15 protein-coding genes are annotated in these 18,520 nt (G+C 72.9%); 10 read left to right on the top strand and 5 right to left on the bottom strand.

Translation table 11 applies throughout. The features are described from left to right. Positions 1-19: 19 nt before the first annotated feature. From ACFW01_RS29250 to ACFW01_RS29260, 3 genes are all read left to right on the top strand, one after another. Positions 20-3,748 carry an ABC transporter ATP-binding protein gene (locus ACFW01_RS29250; protein WP_384508488.1) on the top strand — a complete coding sequence of 1,243 codons (3,729 nt, stop codon included), beginning with the start codon at positions 20-22 and terminating at the stop codon, positions 3,746-3,748. A gap of 122 nt (positions 3,749-3,870) precedes the next feature. Further along, on the top strand, positions 3,871-4,218 hold the full coding sequence (locus ACFW01_RS29255; protein WP_384508491.1) for a hypothetical protein: 348 nt from the start codon (positions 3,871-3,873) through the stop codon (positions 4,216-4,218). 108 nt (positions 4,219-4,326) lie between these two features. Then, a complete protein-coding gene (locus ACFW01_RS29260) occupies positions 4,327-5,751 on the top strand; it encodes a S28 family serine protease (protein ID WP_384508494.1) in 1,425 nt (474 codons plus the stop codon). Positions 5,752-5,791: 40 nt separating this feature from the next. On the opposite strand, the gene ACFW01_RS29265 is transcribed toward ACFW01_RS29260, so the two are convergent. Next, complete coding sequence (locus ACFW01_RS29265; RefSeq protein ID WP_234961325.1) at positions 5,792-6,463, bottom strand: hypothetical protein; 672 nt, start codon at positions 6,461-6,463, stop codon at positions 5,792-5,794. A gap of 124 nt (positions 6,464-6,587) precedes the next feature. Next, complete coding sequence (locus tag ACFW01_RS29270; RefSeq protein WP_384508498.1) at positions 6,588-8,435, bottom strand: glycoside hydrolase family 3 protein; 1,848 nt, start codon at positions 8,433-8,435, stop codon at positions 6,588-6,590. Between the two features lie 434 nt (positions 8,436-8,869). Here ACFW01_RS29270 and ACFW01_RS29275 point away from each other — a divergent pair, with 434 nt between their 5' ends. Both ACFW01_RS29275 and ACFW01_RS29280 read left to right on the top strand, forming a co-directional pair. Next, a complete protein-coding gene (locus tag ACFW01_RS29275; RefSeq protein WP_234961323.1) occupies positions 8,870-9,388 on the top strand; it encodes a toxin-antitoxin system HicB family antitoxin in 519 nt (172 codons plus the stop codon). Positions 9,389-9,480: 92 nt separating this feature from the next. Continuing rightward, complete coding sequence (locus tag ACFW01_RS29280; RefSeq protein WP_234961322.1) at positions 9,481-10,323, top strand: DUF4097 family beta strand repeat-containing protein; 843 nt, start codon at positions 9,481-9,483, stop codon at positions 10,321-10,323. A 10-nt stretch (positions 10,324-10,333) separates the two neighbouring features. Here ACFW01_RS29280 and ACFW01_RS29285 read toward each other — a convergent pair whose 3' ends face one another. Then, positions 10,334-11,251: a LysR family transcriptional regulator gene (locus tag ACFW01_RS29285; RefSeq protein WP_384508503.1), complete on the bottom strand. Its 918-nt coding sequence runs from the start codon at positions 11,249-11,251 to the stop codon at positions 10,334-10,336. Positions 11,252-11,379: 128 nt separating this feature from the next. Between ACFW01_RS29285 and ACFW01_RS29290 the strand changes: the two genes are divergently transcribed. Together ACFW01_RS29290 and ACFW01_RS29295 are read left to right on the top strand one after the other, a co-directional pair. Continuing rightward, positions 11,380-12,324: an EamA family transporter gene (locus tag ACFW01_RS29290; RefSeq protein ID WP_234961320.1), complete on the top strand. Its 945-nt coding sequence runs from the start codon at positions 11,380-11,382 to the stop codon at positions 12,322-12,324. Then, positions 12,321-12,962, top strand: coding sequence for a GNAT family N-acetyltransferase (locus tag ACFW01_RS29295; protein WP_384508507.1), 642 nt, complete (start codon positions 12,321-12,323; stop codon positions 12,960-12,962). The genes ACFW01_RS29290 and ACFW01_RS29295 overlap by 4 nt, the downstream gene beginning before the upstream one ends. On the opposite strand, the gene ACFW01_RS29300 is transcribed toward ACFW01_RS29295, so the two are convergent. Together ACFW01_RS29300 and ACFW01_RS29305 are read right to left on the bottom strand one after the other, a co-directional pair. After that, complete coding sequence (locus ACFW01_RS29300; protein ID WP_384508510.1) at positions 12,946-13,746, bottom strand: sugar phosphate isomerase/epimerase family protein; 801 nt, start codon at positions 13,744-13,746, stop codon at positions 12,946-12,948. The genes ACFW01_RS29295 and ACFW01_RS29300 overlap by 17 nt on opposite strands. Before the next feature lie 297 nt (positions 13,747-14,043). Beyond that, a complete protein-coding gene (locus ACFW01_RS29305) occupies positions 14,044-15,090 on the bottom strand; it encodes a LacI family DNA-binding transcriptional regulator (protein WP_234961317.1) in 1,047 nt (348 codons plus the stop codon). Between the two features lie 191 nt (positions 15,091-15,281). On the opposite strand from ACFW01_RS29305, the gene ACFW01_RS29310 reads away from it, so the two are divergent. From ACFW01_RS29310 to ACFW01_RS29320, 3 genes are read left to right on the top strand one after another with little or no spacing between them, the layout of a single operon-like run. Beyond that, positions 15,282-16,433, top strand: a complete 1,152-nt coding sequence (locus tag ACFW01_RS29310; RefSeq protein WP_234961316.1) for a Gfo/Idh/MocA family protein — start codon at positions 15,282-15,284, stop codon at positions 16,431-16,433. Further along, the gene (locus ACFW01_RS29315; RefSeq protein WP_384508515.1) at positions 16,430-17,596 is read left to right on the top strand and encodes a dihydrodipicolinate synthase family protein; all 1,167 of its coding nucleotides are present in this window, start codon (positions 16,430-16,432) and stop codon (positions 17,594-17,596) included. The genes ACFW01_RS29310 and ACFW01_RS29315 overlap by 4 nt, the downstream gene beginning before the upstream one ends. A gap of 47 nt (positions 17,597-17,643) precedes the next feature. Then, positions 17,644-18,459 (top strand): sugar phosphate isomerase/epimerase family protein, encoded by an 816-nt coding sequence (locus ACFW01_RS29320; protein ID WP_384508546.1) that lies wholly within the window; start codon positions 17,644-17,646, stop codon positions 18,457-18,459. Positions 18,460-18,520: the final 61 nt, after the last annotated feature.

An 18,520-nucleotide genomic window follows, 5' to 3' on the forward strand; every position in this document is an offset into this window, starting at 1 on the left:
GACCGACCGGAGGACACGCGTGGACGCGCAACGGGGATGGACACGACGACTGGCGGGATACGCCTGGCGCTACCCCAAGGACGTCGTCCTCGCCCTCGGTGCCTCGCTGGGCGGCATGGCCGTCATGGCCCTCGTCCCGCTGATCACCAAAGTGATCATCGACGACGTGATCGGTGACAAGACCAGGGACATGGCCGTCTGGGCCGGTCTCCTCGTCGCCGCCGCGGCCGTCGTCTACGTCCTGACGTACATCCGGCGCTACTACGGCGGCCGGCTCGCCCTCGACGTCCAGCACGACCTGCGCACCGACATGTACGGGTCGATCACCCGGCTCGACGGCAGGAGGCAGGACGAGCTGTCCACGGGGCAGGTGGTCGGCAGGGCGACCAGCGACCTCCAGCTGATCCAGGGCCTGCTCTTCATGCTCCCGATGACCATCGGGAACGTCCTGCTCTTCCTGATCTCCCTGGTCATCATGGCGTGGCTGTCCCTGCCGCTGACGCTGGTCGCCATCGCCGTCGTCCCCGCGCTGTGGTTCATCGCCCGCCGCAGCCGCAGCCGACTGCACCCCGCCACCTGGTACGCGCAGGCGCAGGCCGCCGCCGTGGCGGGCGTGGTCGACGGCTCGGTGAGCGGCGTCCGCGTGGTCAAGGGCTTCGGGCAGGAGGACCAGGAGACCGGGAAGCTCCGGGAGGTAGGGCGCAAGCTCTTCGCGGGGCGGCTGCGGACGATCAGGCTGAACGCCGCGTACACCCCGGCCCTGCAGGCGGTCCCCGCGCTCGGCCAGGTCGCCATGCTGGCCCTCGGCGGCTGGCTCGCGGTGGGCGGGCACATCACGCTCGGCACCTTCGTGGCCTTCTCCACCTACCTCGCCCAGCTCGTCGGCCCGGTCCGGATGCTCGCCGTGGTCCTCACCGTCGGCCAGCAGGCCCGCGCCGGTACCGAACGCGTCCTGGAGCTGATCGACACCGAGCCCTCCATCGAGGACGGCACCAAGACGCTGCCGGCCGACGCGCCCGCGACCGTCGAGTTCGACGACGTGTCCTTCGGCTACGACGCCGAACGGCCCGTCCTCGACGGCCTCTCCTTCGAGATCCGGGCCGGCGAGACCCTCGCCGTCGTCGGCTCCTCCGGCTCCGGCAAGTCCACGGTGTCGCTGCTCCTGCCGCGCTTCTACGACGTGACGCGCGGCGCCGTCCTCGTCGGCGGCCACGACGTGCGCGAGCTGACGACCGACTCGCTGCGGGCCGCCGTCGGACTGGTGCCCGAGGACTCCTTCCTCTTCTCGGACACCGTCCGCGCCAACATCGCGTACGGCCGCCCCGACGCCACCGACGAGGAGGTCGAGGCCGCCGCGCGGGCCGCGCAGGCGCACGGGTTCGTCAGCGAGCTGCCCGACGGCTACGACACGACCGTCGGCGAGCACGGCCTGACCCTCTCCGGCGGCCAGCGCCAGCGCGTCGCCCTCGCCCGCGCCATCCTCACCGACCCCCGGCTGCTGGTCCTCGACGACGCCACCTCCGCCGTCGACGCCCGCGTGGAGCACGAGATCCACGAGGCGCTGAAGCAGGTCATGCGGGGCCGCACCACGCTGCTCATCGCGCACCGCCGCTCCACCCTGGGCCTCGCCGACCGCATCGCCGTCCTCGACCACGGCCGCCTCGCCGACCTCGGCACCCACGAGGAACTCCAGGAGCGCTCCGCCCTCTACCGCCGCCTGCTCACCGACCCCGACGAGCTGGGCGGCGTCTCACCGGGGCACACCCCCGCCGCCGTGCCGCGGGAGGACACCTCCGTCCGCGAGGAACTGGACGCCGAGTTCGACGCCGAGCGCGGCGTCACCCCACGGCTGTGGACCGGCGACCGCACCCCGAAGGACACCGCCCTGGCCGGCACCCCGGCCACCCCCGAACTGCTCGCCCAGGTCGACGCGCTGCCCCCGGCGGACGGCACCCCCGACGTCGACGAGACTCGGGCGGTCCAGCCGGAGGAGTCGTACGGTCTGCGCCGCCTGCTGCGCGGCTTCCGCACCCCCCTGCTGATCAGCCTCGCCCTCGTGGCCGTGGACGCCGGGATGGGCCTGCTGCTGCCGGTGCTGATCCGGCACGGCATCGACGAGGGCGTCACCCAGCTCGCGCTCGGCGCGGTCTGGGCGGTCTCGCTGCTCGGCCTGCTCGCGGTGCTCGCCCAGTGGACGGCGCAGACCGGCGAGATCCGCATGACCGGCCGGACGGGGGAGCGGATCCTGTACTCGCTCCGCCTGAAGATCTTCGCCCAGCTCCAGCGGCTCGGCCTCGACTACTACGAGCGCGAGCTGACCGGCCGGATCATGACCCGGATGACCACCGACGTGGACGCGCTGTCGACGTTCCTCCAGACCGGGCTGGTCACCGCCTTCGTCTCCATCGTCACCTTCTTCGGCATCCTGGTCGCCCTGCTGGTCATCGACGTACAGCTCGCCTTCGTCGTCTTCGCGACGCTGCCGCCGCTGATCATCGCCACGTACTTCTTCCGCAAGGCCAGCGTGAAGGCGTACGAACTGGCCCGGGAGCGGGTCTCCACGGTCAACGCCGACCTCCAGGAGTCGGTCGCGGGGCTGCGGATCGTGCAGGCCTTCCGGCGCGAGGGCGACGGCGGGCGGCGGTTCGCCGAACGCAGCGACAGCTACCGCCAGGCCCGCATCCGGGGACAGTGGCTGATCTCCATCTACTTCCCCTTCGTCCAGTTGCTCTCCTCGGGCGCCGCCGCGGCCGTGCTCATCGTGGGCGGCGGGCGGATCGACGACGCGACGCTGACCACCGGCGCGCTGGTGGCGTACCTGCTCTACATCGACCTGTTCTTCGCGCCCGTTCAGCAGCTCTCCCAGGTCTTCGACGGCTACCAGCAGGCGTCCGTCTCGCTGGGCCGCATCCAGGAGCTGCTGCGCGAGCCGACCTCCACCCGGGCCGCCCAGAAGCCCGCCGAGGTCACGTCCCTGCGCGGTGAGATCGCCTTCGAGGACGTGCACTTCCGGTACGGGGGCGCCGACGAGGCGGAGGCGGCCCTCACCGGCATCGACCTGCGCATCCCCGCCGGGCAGACCGTCGCCTTCGTCGGCGAGACCGGCGCGGGCAAGTCGACCCTGGTGAAGCTGGTGGCCCGGTTCTACGACCCGACCGGCGGCCGGGTCACCGTCGACGGGCAGGACCTGCGCGCCCTCGACCTCACCTCCTACCGGCACCGGCTGGGCGTCGTCCCACAGGAGGCGTACCTCTTCCCGGGCACCGTGCGGGACGCCATCGCCTACGGGCGCCCGGACGCCACCGACGCCGACGTGGAGGCGGCGGCGCGGGCGGTCGGCGCTCACGAGATGATCGCCACCCTCACCGGCGGGTACCTGCACGAGGTCGCCGAACGGGGCCGCAACCTCTCCGCCGGGCAGCGGCAGCTGATCGCGCTGGCCCGCGCCGAGCTGGTCGACCCGGACGTGCTGCTCCTCGACGAGGCGACGGCCGCGCTGGACCTGGCCACCGAGGCGCAGGTCAACCAGGCCACCGACCGGATAGCGGGCCGGCGGACGACGCTGGTCGTCGCCCACCGGCTGACCACGGCCGCCCGCGCGGACCGCGTCGTCGTGATGGACGGCGGGCGGGTCGCCGAGGACGGCACGCACGACGAGCTGCTGGCCCTCGACGGGCGGTACGCGCGGCTGTGGCGGACCTTCGTCGGCGCGGCGGAGCCCGAGGAACCGGTCGGCGCGGCACACTGACGCTCGCGCAACCATTCGACACCCGGCACGCGTCCGTACATCCGTACGCCAGTGACCGCCGTACGGAGGGGACGACAGTGGGCCGAGCCGGTGCTGGGACACGACGCGGGCCGGCGCTCGTCATGGCCCTGCTGGTGGCCGCCGGGCTGCTCACCGTGGTGACGCCGCATCAGGCCCACGCCGCCACGGCGTGCCCGGGCCGCAAGGTGCGCACGCTCCCGTTCGCGACGGGGTCGGTCCTCGTCCACCGGCGCGGCGGCTACGTCTGTGCCGTCACCGTCCCCAAGAGGCCCGGCACCAAGCGGCAGATGTCCGTGAGCGTGCGGGCGCGCGGGGGGCGTGCGGTGGTGGACTCGGGGCGGTTCGCCTACCGGGCGGGGCCCGTGACGGTGCACGCCGGGAAGCGCTGCGTATGGGTGACCGGCAAGGTCTCCGGCCGCTCGGTCAGCTCCGGCTGGATCCTGTGCTGAGGCGGCCCGTCCACCGGGAACCGGACGGGCCTTTTCCCCATCTCCCCTGGTGCGCGCGCGACTTGCTCCGATAGCTTCCGGCGGACATCCGTTTCACAGGGAGGGTGCATGCGCAAGGCGCTCAGATGGCTGCTGGCGCTCGTGGTGCTCATAGGCACCGTCAGCACGGCGGGGGCGGCCACCGCCGCCGAGCCGAAGGCCGTCGACATCAAGGACCGGCTGCTGTCCATACCGGGCATGAGTCTGATCGAGGAGAAGCCGTACACCGGCTACCGCTTCTTCGTCCTCAACTACACGCAGCCGGTCGACCACCGGCGTCCGTCCAAGGGCACGTTCCAGCAGCGGATCACCGTCCTGCACAAGGACGTGAACCGCCCGACGGTCTTCTACACCGGCGGCTACAACGTCTCCACGAACCCCAGCCGGCGCGAGCCGACCCAGATCGTGGACGGCAACCAGGTCTCCATGGAGTACCGCTACTTCACCCCGTCCCGGCCGGCCCCGGCCGACTGGTCCAAGCTGGACATCTGGCAGGCCGCCAGCGACCAGCACCGCATCTTCGAGGCTCTCAAGCCGCTCTACAGGAAGAACTGGATCTCCACCGGCGGCTCCAAGGGCGGCATGACCGCCACCTACTACGAGCGCTTCTACCCGCGCGACATGGACGGCGTCGTCGCCTACGTCGCTCCCAACGACGTGGTCAACCGCGAGGACTCGGCCTACGACCGCTTCTTCGCCCGCGTCGGCACCGAGGAGTGCCGCGACAAGCTGAACGGGGTGCAGCGCGAGGCGCTGGTGCGCCGTGCGCCGCTCGAGAAGAAGTACGAGGCGTACGCGGCCGAGAACGGCTACACCTTCGACACCATCGGCAGCCTGGACCGCGCCTACGAGGCCGTCGTCCTCGACTACGTCTGGGGCTTCTGGCAGTACAGCACCCTCGCCGACTGCGCCGACATCCCGGCCGACGCCAAGAACGCCACCGACGAGGCGATCTGGGACTCCGTCGACTCGATCTCCGGCTTCTCCGCCTACACGGACCAGGGCCTGGAGACCTACACGCCGTACTACTACCAGGCGGGCACCCAGCTGGGCGCCCCGACGATCCACTTCCCGCACATCGAGAAGAAGTACATCCGCTACGGCTACCAGCCGCCGCGCAACTTCGTGCCCCGGTCGATCCCGATGCGGTTCCAGCCGCTGGCCATGTGGGACGTCGACCGCTGGGTCCGGCACAACGCCCGGCAGATGCTGTTCGTCTACGGCGAGAACGACCCGTGGGGCGCCGAGCCCTTCCGCCTCGGCCACGGCGCGCGCGACTCCTACGTGCTCACCGCGCCCGGCATGAACCACGGGGCCAACGTCGCCGGTCTGGTCCCGGACCAGAAGGCGAAGGCCACCGCCCGCATCCTCGACTGGGCGGGCGTCGCCTCCGACAAGGTGCAGGAGAACCCGTCGGCGGCCAAGCCGCTGGCGACGTTCGACGCCAAGCTGGACCAGCGGGACGTCGAGCGCGAGCCGGTGCTGCGCCCGTAGCAAGGTCAGCAGTCTCGGCAAGGTGACTGTGCCCGGCCGCTCACAGGGGCCGGGCACAGCCCACCGGCCGGGCACCGCCGAGGCGGACGTACAGGCCGGTCGAGGCGGGGCAGTCGGCCCGGTCGGCGACCGCCTCGACCACCTTGAACTGGGGCTCGCGTTCCCCCGTGCCGTCGCACGCGGTCTCGCGGACCTTGCCGTCGCCGGTGTCGTGGACGCAGTCGCCGACGATGGTGCGCGGTCCGCCACCGCCGCCCGGGTCGCCGGGGTGCGGTGGCTGGAGGTTGCGCATGCAGGCGTAGCCCTGGGGCACGGTCCCGTCGCCGTCCTCGTCGGCGGAGGGGCGCTGCTCGCTGATGTGCAGGACGAAGTCGGTGGTGGCGGGGCACGGGGGCCCGTCGCTCGCGCGGCCGTCCTCCCGGGCCACGACCCGGGCCGCCGCCCGTTCGCTGTCGCACGGCACCTCGGTGGAGCTGACCGTGCCGAACGAGCCGCACTCGTCGACCGCCAGGAACACCGCCCCGTACCCGGACGCCGGGCTCGCGGCCGATGCCGACCCCGACGCCGGGGCCCCGCCGGACCGCCCGTCACCGGAGGCCGGGCCGCCGGTGTCCCCACCAGCCGGGCCCGCCGGGCTCTGGCAGCCCGTCAGGAGCAGGGCGCACAGCACCGGCAGCGCCCACCGCACTGCCGCGGCCCGTCTCTCACGCATCGCCGTCCCCCTGGATCCCCGGTCCAGCGTGACCCGCCGCAGCGGGCGCACGCCAGACGCGCGGGGTGCTTCGGGCACGGTCGCCGGGGGCGCCCCCGGCGCGTGACGTAGGCCGCGCTACGCCCTACGACCGGTAGGACAGCCCGTGCCCGAGGGGGTAGAGCACCGTGTCCGGATCGTCCGCCCGGACCACCGGCACCGGCAGCTGCCCGCGCGGCCGGACCCGCCCGGCGATCACCCGGGCCGCCGCGCGCACCTCCACGTCGGTCCAGGAGTAGGCGGCCAGGTGGGCGCGGACGCCGGGGAGGTGGGCCACGTCGTACGGGTTGCGGATCGCGACCGCGACGACGGGTTTCCCGGTCTCCAGCAGCCGCGTGACCAGGGTGCGCTGGCTGCTCGCCGCCGTGACGTTGTACGTCGCGACCACCACCGCGTCCGCGTCCCCGGCGGCCGCGACCGCGCCGTCGATCACGGCGGCGGAGGGGGCGGTGCCGGTGGACAGGGCGGTGGCCGTGAAGCCCAGCTCCGTCAGTTCGCCCGCGAGCACCCCGGTGGGCGGCCCGGTCGTGCCCGACGGCGAGGCGGGGTCGGCGCCCACGACGAGCACCCTGCGATGCTCGCGCCGCGACAGCGGCAGCAGCCGGTCCTCGTTGACCAGCAGGGTGGTGGTCCGCTCGGCGATCCGGTCGGCCGCCGCCAGGTGGGCCCGGGTGCCCACCGTCCGGTCGACGTCCCGCCGGCTGGTGTAGGCGTCCCGGAACAGCCCCAGCTTCGCCTTCAGCCGCAGCACCCGCAGGATCGATTCGTCGAGCCGCGCCTCGGTCAGTTCGCCTTCCCGTACGGCCGTCAGGACCGCGTTCCAGGCGAGGTCCAGGTCGGGCGGGTTGAGCAGCTGGTCGACGCCGGCCTTCAGCGCGAGCACCGGCACGCGCTCGTCGCCGTACTTGGTCCGCACGCCCTCCATGCCGAGCGAGTCGGTGACCACGACCCCGTCGTAGCCCAGTTCCTCGCGCAGGATGCCGGTGAGGATGGGGCGGGAGAGGGTGGCCGGGTCGCCGGAGTCGTCGAGCGCCGGGACCACCAGGTGGGCGGTCATGATCGCGTCGATGCCGGCGTCGATCGCCGCGCGGAAGGGCGGCGCGTCCAGCGTCTCCCACTCCTCGCGGGTGTGTGTGATCTCCGGCAGGCCGGTGTGGCTGTCGGTGGCGGTGTCGCCGTGCCCGGGGAAGTGCTTGGCGCACGCGGCGACCCCGGATCGCTGGTACCCCGTCACCTCGGCGGCCACCATCTCCGCCACCGCCTCCGGATCGGCGCCGAAGGACCGCACGCCGATCACGGGGTTGGCCGGGTTGACGTTCACGTCGGCGACGGGGGAGTAGTCCTGCCGGACGCCCATCGCGTGCAGTTCGGCGCCCGCGATGCGGCCGAGGGCGCGGGCGTCGGACCGCGATCCGCCGGCGCCGACGGCCATCGCGCCCGGGAAGAGGGTCGCCGGTTCGCCCACGCGGGCCACTATGCCGTGTTCCTGGTCGGTGGAGATCAGCACCGGCAGGCCGCGCGGCAGCTCCAGGGACGCCTTCTGGATGCCGTTGGAGAGGTCGGCGATCTGGTGCGGGTCGCGGGTGTTGTGCGCCCAGGCGAAGTAGATGACGCCGCCGACCCGGTACTTGGCGACCAGCTCGGCCGCGGTGCGGACGCCGATCTCCTTGAGGTTGGCGTCGATGTCGGCCTGGTCGGGGGCGGTGGCGGAGTGGCCGTAGACCCGCATGACGAAGAGCTGGCCGACCTTCTCCTCCAGCGTCATGCGGGAGATCAGGCCGCGGAGCTTGGCGTCGTCGGGCCGGTGCGGGTCGGCATGGGCCGTGCCGCCGCCGGCCGCCAGGGCCGCGGTGACGACCGCGGTGGCGGCGAGGACGGTACGTCTGGAGGGGTGTGCGGTGCTTCCCGTGCCGGCCGTGCTGCTGTGGTGCACGTGCGCTCCTTCCGGAGTGATCCGCTGGGGATCGCTGGAGAGCTGCTGAAGGAAACTGCCAAGGAGCCACCAATATCCAGGAAGTTTCTGCCAGTCAAGGGACCGCACAGGAGTAGCCCGAAGGCGCACGGGGGCGGGGGAGCCGGTGTGGGAGGGGCCGCCGTCGGCGTCAGGGTAGCCGTCGCCGCGCCACGGAGACTCGTCCGGCAGCGTGCGGGTGGCGGCGTGTGGCACTGAGTGGTGCCACATGGCGTCATGTGGCACCGGATGATGCCATTCCGTGCCTCTGCGGTCGGTCGAAGAGGTGTGGTGCCTAGTTTGAAAAGGTTGGCACCACTCCATCTCCGCAGGTCAGAGGTCGAAATGCTCGCTATGTAATCACGATGGCGCCGCGCGGCTTGCATATGGGGCCATCATGGTGCCATGATGACGTCATGGACCTCACGCCGTATGTCGACACCCTCCGCCGCGAACTCGCGGTGGCCGCCGAAGCCGGCGGAGAAGAAGCCCGCGAACTGGCCGAACGGCTCACCGCCCCCCTGGAGTCGGCGACCAGGCTGACCATGCTCAACGTGCTCTCCGCGGCCATGGACGAGATCACCCGCGAACTTGCCCCGGGCTCGGTCGACCTGAGGCTGCGGGGACTGGACCCCGACTTCGTGGTGACCGTGCCGCCCACCGAAGGCGGCGGCCTCGGGGACGCGGCCGCACCCGTCGAACCGCTCAGGCCGCAGGCGCCCGCCGAAGGTGACGAGGGCGGCACCGCCCGGGTCAACCTGCGCCTGCCCGCCCATCTCAAGTCCCGCGCCGAGGAGGCCGCGAGCCGCGAGGGCCTGTCGGTCAACGCCTGGCTGGTGCGGGCCGTGTCGGCCGCCGTCGAGGGCGGCGGCCGCCCGCGCCCGACGGAACGCACCCAGAACGTCGGACAGAGCTTCACGGGCTGGGTGCGCTGAGCAGCCGTAGCGCGCCGCACGCCCGCTCCACCTCACCCACACCACGTCCCACCAGCGGGGACGCCCCAACGACTCATGAGGACGGGACAGCCATGCCTTCTTTCGACACTCCCGAACCGATCTCGGTCACCGCGCACGTCGAGGCCGGTTCCATCCAGTTCACGGCGGGCGACCGCACCGACACCGTCGTCGAGGTCCGGCCCCGCAACGCGAAGAAGGACGTCGACAACCGCACCGCGGAGCAGACCGAGGTCACCTGCGCGGGCGGCGCACTGACCGTCAGGACCCCCAAGGCCGGCCTGTTCGGCCGCTCCGGCACCGTCGACGTGACCGTCGAACTGCCCGAGGGCTCGCGCGTCGACCTGACCGGTGCCTGGACCCAGGTGCTCGGCGAGGGACGGCTCGGCGAGGTCCGCGTGAAGGTCTCGTCCGGCGACGTCCGCTTCGACGCGACCGGCCCGCTCAACCTGACGGCGTCCCACGGCTCCATCACCGTGGACCGTGTCGAGGGCGCCGCGGAGATCGCCACCAGCTCCGGCAGCCTGCGCGTCGGCCTGCTCGACGGCTCCGCCGTCCTGAAGAACTCGCACGGCACCACGACCGTCGGCACCGCCGTCGGGGAGGTGCGGGTCAACGGCGCCAACGGAGACATCGACGTCGCCCGCGCCGAGAACTCCGTCACCGCCACCACGGCCCACGGCACCCTGCGGGTGGGGCGCGTGACCCGCGGCTCCGTCCAGTTGCAGACCAGCTACGGCGCCATCGAGGTCGGCGTCGCCGAGGGCACGGCCGCCTGGCTCGACGTCAACTCGCGTTCGGGACAGGTCCGCAACACCCTCACCGCGTCCGGGAGCCCGGAGAAGACCGAGGAGGCCGTCGAGGTCCGCGCCCGCACCCGGCACGGCAACATCGACATCCGCCGCGCCCGGGACTGACCACGCCCGGCTACGGGACGGTGTGCGCCGAGGCCGCCGGCCAGTGGGCCCGCAGCGTGCGCACCGTCTCCGCGATCGCCGGACGGCGCGCCGCGCCCGCCCGCCACAGCGCGTACAGCCGCCGTACCGGCATCGGGTCGAGTTCCACCTCCACCACCCCGGACGGCAGCGGGCCGCGCCCCAGCCGGGGGATCAGGGCGATGCCAAGACCGGCCGCGACCAGGGCGACGAGCGTCGGATTCTCATCCGCCTGGTGGACGATGTCCGGCTCGTGCCCGGCGCCCCGCAGGGTCCGCATCAGCCAGTCGTGGCAGACCCGGCCGGGCGGCTGGCAGATCCACCGCTCCCCGCCCAGCTCCGCACGCCGGACGGCGGACCGGCCGGCGAAGCGGTGCCCCTCGGGCACGAGCAGATCGCACAGGTCCTCGCCGATCGGCGCCTGCTCCACCCCGGCCGGGGCCGGCAGCGGGGCGATGTCCCAGTCGTGCGCCACCACCAGGTCGACGGCGCCCTTCGCCACCAGGTCCACGGACAGATGCGGGTCGACCTCGGTGAGCCGGGTGTCGAGCGCGGGATGACGGGCGGCCAGGTCGGCCAGCACCGAGGGCAGCAGACCGCGCGCCGCCGACGCGAACGCGGCCACCGCCAGCCGCCCCGACGGCACCCCGCGCCGCTCCTCCAGCCGGGTCTCCGCCCGCTCCACCAGGGCCAGCAGCTCGACGGCGGTGGCGACCAGCTGCCACGCCTCGTCGGTGAGCCGGACCCCGCGCCCCTCCCGCTCCAGGAGTACCGTCCTGGTCTCCCGCTCCAACTTGGCGATCTGCTGCGACACCGCGGACGGCGTGAACCCGAGCGCGGCGGCGGCCGCGCCCACCGTGCCGTGCACGGACACGGCGTGCAGGGCACGCAGACGCTGAAGATCGAGCACGACGCCTCCCGACGACAAAACAGTCAGCAGTCCAGACAGCCAGCAGTCCAAACGGTTAGCAGCTCTTCATCCAACCATGCAGCAATCATCGCTGGTGCTACACCGTCCGGTGCCGCGATCCTCGACGCATGCGACCTTCCCACCTCCTCCTCGCCGTGCTCGTCGCCGCCGTCTGGGGCGTGAACTTCACGGTCATCGAGGTCGGCCTCGACCACTTCCCGCCGCTGCTCTTCTCCGCCCTGCGCTTCCTGGCGGCCGCCCTGCCCGCCGTCTTCCTGGTGGGCCGGCCCAAGGTCGCGTGGAAGTGGATCGTGGCGGTGGGGCTGGTGCTGGGCGTGGCCAAGTTCGGCCTGGTCTTCGTGGGCATGGACGCGGGCATGCCGGCCGGCCTGTCCTCCCTGGTCCTGCAGATCCAGGCGGTGTTCACCGCGGTGATCGCCGCCGCGGTCCTGGGCGAGCGCCCCTCCCGCGTCCAGGCGGCGGGCATGCTCGTCGCGCTGGCCGGCATCGGTGTGGCGGCGGTCGACGAGGGCGCGTCCGGTCCACTGGGCGCCTTCCTGATGGTCGTCGGGGCGGCCGCCGCGTGGGGACTGTCCAACGTCCTCACCCGCAAGGCGTCCCCGCCCGACGCCCTGAACTTCATGGTGTGGGTGTGCACCGTCCCGGTGCTGCCGCTGCTGGCCCTCTCCCTGCTGACGGAGGGCCCGGAAGCGGACCTCGCGGCACTGCGCGGCCTGGACTGGCAGGGCGGCGGCACGATCCTCTACGTGGCCTGGGTCTCGACCGTCTTCGGCTTCGGCGCCTGGGGCTGGCTGCTGCGCCGTCACCCCGCGTCGACGGTCGCGCCCTTCTCGCTCCTGGTCCCGGTCTTCGGGATGTCCTCGGCGGCCCTCTTCCTCGGCGAGGCGGTGACACCCCTGCGCTGGTGCGCGGCGGCGCTGCTGGTGGGCGGGGTGGCGCTGACGACGCTCACGGGCCGGCGCGCCCGCGACCGGACGCCGTACGTGATCGCGTCGGCCCGCCCGGAATTCGTTGGACGGCCCTCCGCACCGGCGCAAGAATCCGTTCGGTGACATTCACACTGAAGGGCCCGTCCCTCGAAGGCACGCTGGTACGACTGGAGCCGCTGGGTCACCGGCACGCGGCCGACCTCGCGGTGGCGGCGGAGGAGGACCGCGGCGGCTACGCGTACACGTGGGTGCCGAGGGCCGGCGAGGTCGGCGCCTACATCGACGCCCAACTCTCCCGCGCGGCCTCGGGGCGGCTGGCGCCCTACGCGCAGATCTCCCTCGCCACCGGGCGGGCGGTCGGCGCCACCGCCTACTGGGAACCCCGTTCCTGGCTCACCGACGACGCCCTCGACGCGATCGAGGTCGGCTTCACCTGGCTGGCCGGCTCCGCCCAGGGCACCGGCCTGAACGCCGAGGCCAAGCTGCTCCTGTTCCGTCACGCCTTCGAGGTCTGGCAGGTGTCCCGGGTCGACCTCAAGACCGACGCCCGCAACACCCGTTCCCGGGCGGCGATCGAGAAGACCGGCGCCCGTCTCGAGGGCGTCCTGCGCAACTGGTCCCGCTCCTGGGCGCCGGGCGAGGAGGGCCGGCTGCGCGACTCCGCGATCTACTCGATCACGGCGGCGGAGTGGCCCGAGCGGCGAGAGCGGATGGAGCGCCGGGTCAGGTCGGCGGCGGACGCCCTCACGCCGCGTCGGTGAGCAGCCGGTTCAGGTGCTCGCGGCCGGCGGTCAGCAGCCCGGGCAACGGAGCGGCCGACTCGTACCACCGCTTCTCGTACTCCCAGCACAGCCAGCCGTCCCAGCCGTGCCGGGAGAGGACGTCCACCACCTCGGTGAGCGGCAGCACGCCCGCGCCCAGCGGCAGCGGTGTGGTGTCCTCGGCGGAGGCGATGTCCTTGACCTGCACGTAGCCGAGGTGCGGGGCGAGGGCCGCGTACGACTCGAAGGGCTGCTCGCCGCCCCGCCAGGTGTGCATCACGTCCCACAGTGCGCCGACCCGGAGGTGCCCGACCAGGCCGAGGACGCGCATCGCGTCGGCGCCCGTGCGGTGCGAGTCGTGGGTCTCCAGGAGGATGCGGACGCCGAGGTCGGCGGCATACTCGGCGGCCGTGCCCAGCCGCCGGGCGGCCGTCGCGTCGGCCTCCTCGGCGCTCTGCTCCGTGCCGCCGCCGGGGAAGACGCGGATGTACGGAGCGCCCAGGTCGCGGGCGAGTTCGAGCAGGGCGCGGATCTCGGCGAGGACCGGCTCGTCGTCCCCGGGCGCGGCCACCCGCGCGTACCCGGCCACACTGAGCAGTTCCACGCCGGACGCCTTGAACTCGGCCGCCACGGCCGCCCGTTCGTCCGGGGACAGGCCCGGGTTCACCGGTTCCTCCGGATGGGCGCGCAACTCGACACCGTGGTAGCCGTGTGCGGTCGCGAGGCCCAGCACATCGGTCAGGGGCAGCCCGGGGACACCAAGGGTGGAGAACGCCAGCTTCATGACCCCGGAGCGTACCCGGCTCCGCCGCCCGCATTCCTGCCCGCCACTTGGTGTCGCCGAGCGGCATCACCAGCCTGTCCGGGGTCTGATGACGTCGCCGTCCTCTGTCAGTCTCTCCGGGGTCTGATGACGTCGCCGTCCTCTGTCAGTCTCTCCGGGGTCTGATGACGAGTCGCCGTCCACTGTCAGCCCGTCCGGCGCTTGAGGACGAGGCCGTCCAGGCCGAAGCGGGGGTGTGGGGGCGGCAGCCCCCACCAAGGCCCCCACCAACGCGGGGCATCAAAGAACCGACGGTACCTACCCCCGAGGCCCTCCGGAGGACCCCCGCACCATCAGCTCCCCCCGCACCGTCGCGATCCCCCCGGCCGGCGCCTCCTCCCGCCCCATCGCCACCCGCCCCGCACGCGCCCCGGCCTCCGCCAGCGGCAGCCGGACCGTCGTCAGCGCGGGCACCGCGTCGATGCTGAACGGCAGATCGTCGAAGCCGGCCACGGACACGTCGTCCGGGATCCGCAGCCCCGAGTCCCGCAGCGCCGCGCATGCGCCCAGCGCGACCGAGTCGTTCGCCGCCACGACCGCCGTCAGGGAGGGGTCCCGGCGCAGCAGCTCCAGCGTCGCCTCGTACCCGGACTGCCGGTCGTAGCGGCCGTGGACCGTCCAGCGGGGGTCCTCCTCGACGCCGTGCGCGGCGAGCGCGGCGCGGTGGCCCTCCAGCCGGTGCCGGGTGGTGGTCCGCTCCTGAGGGCCGGCGATATAGCCGAGCCGGCGGTGGCCGAGCCCGAGCAGGTGCTCGGTCAGCTCCCGGCCGCCCCCGCGGTTGTCGAAGGTCAGCGCGATGGCCCCGGTCTCCGGCGCCGGCGGCCGCCCGCACAGCACCACCCGCGTCCCGGCCTCCGTCAGCTTCCGCAGCTTCGCCGCCACCGCCGCCTGGTGCGCCGCGTCCTCCATCGCCCCGCCGGTCAGCACGACGGCCGCCGCGCGCTGGCGCTGCAGCAGGGTGAGGTAGGTCAGCTCGCGCTCCGGGGAGCCGCCGGTGTTGCAGACCACCGCGAGCCGCTCGCCGCCCGCTCTGCCGCCCGGCCCACCGATCTCGGACTGGATGGCGCCGGCCATGATGCCGAAGAAGGGGTCGGCGATGTCGTTGACCAGGATGCCGACCAGGTCGGACGTGGCCGCGGCCAGGGCGCTCGCCGGGCCGTTGAGCACGTAGTCCAGCTCGTCGACCGCCTTCAGCACCCGCTCCCGGGTGGTGGCGGCCACCGGGTAGTTCCCGTTCAGCACGCGCGACACCGTCGCGGGGGAGACCTGGGCGCGGGCCGCCACGTCCGCAAGTGTCACCGTCATGTCCTCGTCCTCCGCATCGCGCGTGAGCCGAACGCCGTCGCGGTGACCCTACGGCCCCCATGCGTCGTCGTTCGCCCCCTCGAACAACTCACCCGAATCGCGGTCTTGTCCAGACCACCGTTCACAGGCTAGCTTCGTTCCGTATAGAAAGCGCTTGCTACAGGGCGTGCGGCTCGTACGAAGGGAATGACGTGACACGCAAGACGGTGCGTATCGCCATGAACGGCGTGACCGGGCGCATGGGCTACCGCCAGCACCTCGTCCGCTCCATCCTGGCCCTCCGCGAACAGGGCGGCCTCGACCTCGGCGACGGCACCGTGCTGTGGCCGGAGCCGGTCCTGGTCGGCCGCCGCGAACACGCGCTGAAGGCGCTCGCCGAACGGCACGGGCTCGACCACGTCTCCACCGACCTGGACGCGGTCCTGGCCGACGACAGCATCGACATCTACTTCGACGCCCAGGTCACCTCGGCCCGCGAGGAGGCGATCAAGAAGGCGATCGCCGCGGGCAAGCACATCTACACCGAGAAGCCCACCGCCACCGGCCTGGACGGAGCCCTCGACCTCGCCCGCCTCGCCGGCGCCAAGGGCGTCCGGCACGGCGTCGTCCAGGACAAGCTCTTCCTCCCCGGCCTGCTCAAGCTCAAGCGCCTGATCGACGGCGGCTTCTTCGGCCGGATCCTGTCCGTGCGGGGCGAGTTCGGCTACTGGGTCTTCGAGGGCGACTGGCAGGAGGCCCAGCGCCCCTCGTGGAACTACCGCACCGAGGACGGCGGCGGCATCGTCGTCGACATGTTCCCGCACTGGGAGTACGTCCTGCACGAGCTGTTCGGCCGCGTGAAGTCCGTACAGGCCCTCACCGCCACCCACGTCCCGCAGCGCTGGGACGAGAACGGCAAGCCCTACGACGCCACCGCCGACGACGCCGCCTACGGAATCTTCGAGCTGGACGGCGGCGCCGTCGCGCAGATCAACTCCTCCTGGGCGGTGCGGGTCAACCGCGACGAGCTGGTCGAGTTCCAGGTCGACGGCACCGAGGGCTCGGCCGTGGCCGGCCTGCGCGACTGCCGCGTCCAGCACCGCTCCGCCACCCCCAAGCCGGTCTGGAACCCGGACATCCCCGCCACCGAGGCCTTCCGCGACCAGTGGCAGGAGGTCCCGGACAACGGCGACTTCGACAACGGCTTCAAGGCCCAGTGGGAGCTGTTCCTCAAGCACGTCTACGCCGACGCCCCCTACCACTGGGACCTGCTGGCCGGCGCCCGCGGCGTCCAGCTCGCCGAACTGGGCCTGAGGTCCTCGGCCCAGGGCCGCCGTCTCGACGTACCGGAGATCTCGCTGTGACCCTCCACCTGCCGGGCCCGGACGGCACCCTGCGCGCCCACGAGCCGCGCACCGAGCCGCTCGCCGTCACCCGGGCAGCCCCGGGAAGCGCTTTCACCTCCCGTACGGTCTTCTCGGCGGCGCACGTGGTCGCCGACCCGTTCGCCGACACCACCCCCGACTCGCCCGCCGCCGTCGACTGGGACGCCACCCTCGCCTTCCGCCGCCACCTGTGGTCCCACGGACTCGGCGTCGCCGAGGCGATGGACACCGCCCAGCGCGGCATGGGCCTGGACTGGGCCACGGCGGCCGAGCTGATCCGCCGCTCCTCCGCCGAGGCGCGGGCGACCGGCGGCCGCATCGCCTGCGGCGTCGGCACGGACCAGCTGACCACCATGACCGCGCCCCTCGCCGAGGTCCGGGCGGCCTACGAGGAACAGCTCGCCCTCGTCGAGGAGTCGGGCGCCCAGGCCATCCTCATGGCCTCCCGCGCCCTCGCCGCGACCGCGCAGGGCCCGGAGGACTACCTGGAGGTCTACGGCCACCTCCTGCGCCAGTCCGCCGAACCGGTCGTCCTGCACTGGCTGGGCCCGATGTTCGACCCGGCGCTGGAGGGCTACTGGGGCTCGTCCGACCTCGACACGGCGACGGACACCTTCCTGGAGGTCATCGCCGCCCACCCCGACAAGGTCGACGGCATCAAGGTCTCCCTCCTGGACGCCCGGCGCGAGGTCGACCTGCGCCGCCGCCTCCCGCGGGGCGTGCGCTGCTACACCGGGGACGACTTCCACTACCCGGAGCTGATCGCGGGCGACGAGCACGGCTTCAGCCACGCCCTGCTCGGCATCTTCGACCCCCTGGGCCCGCTGGCCGCCGAGGCGGTCCGCCACCTGGACACCGGCGACACGGACGGCCTCCGCGCCCTCCTCGACCCCACCGTCGAACTCTCCCGCCACCTCTTCCGGGCCCCCACCCGCTACTACAAGACGGGCGTGGTGTTCCTGGCCTGGCTGGCCGGCCACCAGAGCCACTTCACGATGGTCGGCGGCCTCCAGTCGGCCCGCTCCCTGCCGCACCTCGCCCGCGCCTACGAACTCGCGGACGGCCTCGGCCTGTTCCCGGACCCGAAACTCGCCGAGGAGCGCATGCGGACCCTGCTCGACCTGTACGGAGTCACCCAGTGAGCGACACCCGTCCCGCCCCCGCACCGACCCGCTTCAGCATCAACCAGATGACGGTCAAGCAGCTGACGCTGCCCGAACTGACCACCGCCTGCCGCGACCTGGGCATCGGCAACGTCGGCCTGTGGCGCGAACCGGTCCAGGCGTACGGCGTCGAGGCGGCGGCCAAGCTGGTCCGCGACGCGGGCCTGACCGTCACCACCCTGTGCCGCGGCGGATTCCTCACGGCCGTCGACCCGGAAGAGCGCGCCGCCGCCCTGGCCGACAACCGCCGCGCCGTCGACGAGGCCGCCGCCCTCGGCACCGACACCCTCGTCCTGGTCTCCGGCGGCCTCCCGGCCGGCCACAAGGACCTGCGCGCCGCCCGCGAACGCATCGCGGACGCCCTCACCGAACTCGCCCCCTACGCCGAGCGGCACGGCGTACGCCTGGCCATCGAGCCGCTGCACCCGATGTACGCCTCGGACCGCTGCGTGGTCTCCACCCTCGCCCAGGCCCTGGACCTGGCCGAACGCTTCCCCGCCCACCAGGTCGGCGTCACCGTCGACACGTACCACATCTGGTGGGACGACCGGGCGCCCGAGCAGATCGCCCGGGCCGGGGCGGGCGGCCGCATCCACACCTTCCAGCTCGCCGACTGGACCACCCCCCTGCCCGAGGGCGTCCTCAACGGCCGCGGGCAGATCGGCGACGGCGCGATCGACATGCGGGAGTGGAAGGGCTACGTGGAGGCGGCCGGATACACCGGCGCCATCGAGGTCGAACTGTTCAACGACGCACTGTGGGCGCGCGACGGCCGCGAGGTACTCGCCGAGACGGCGGAGCGGTTCGCCGCGCACGCGGGGGACGCCGGCCCGGAAAAATAGATCCGGGAAAAAAATCCCGCTGACGCGTGCAACCCTTTCGGCGCCCCGCGGGTCGTACGTG

Origin of the sequence: Streptomyces sp. NPDC058985 (assembly GCF_042740985.1) — a bacterium.
Lineage (GTDB): Bacteria > Actinomycetota > Actinomycetes > Streptomycetales > Streptomycetaceae > Streptomyces.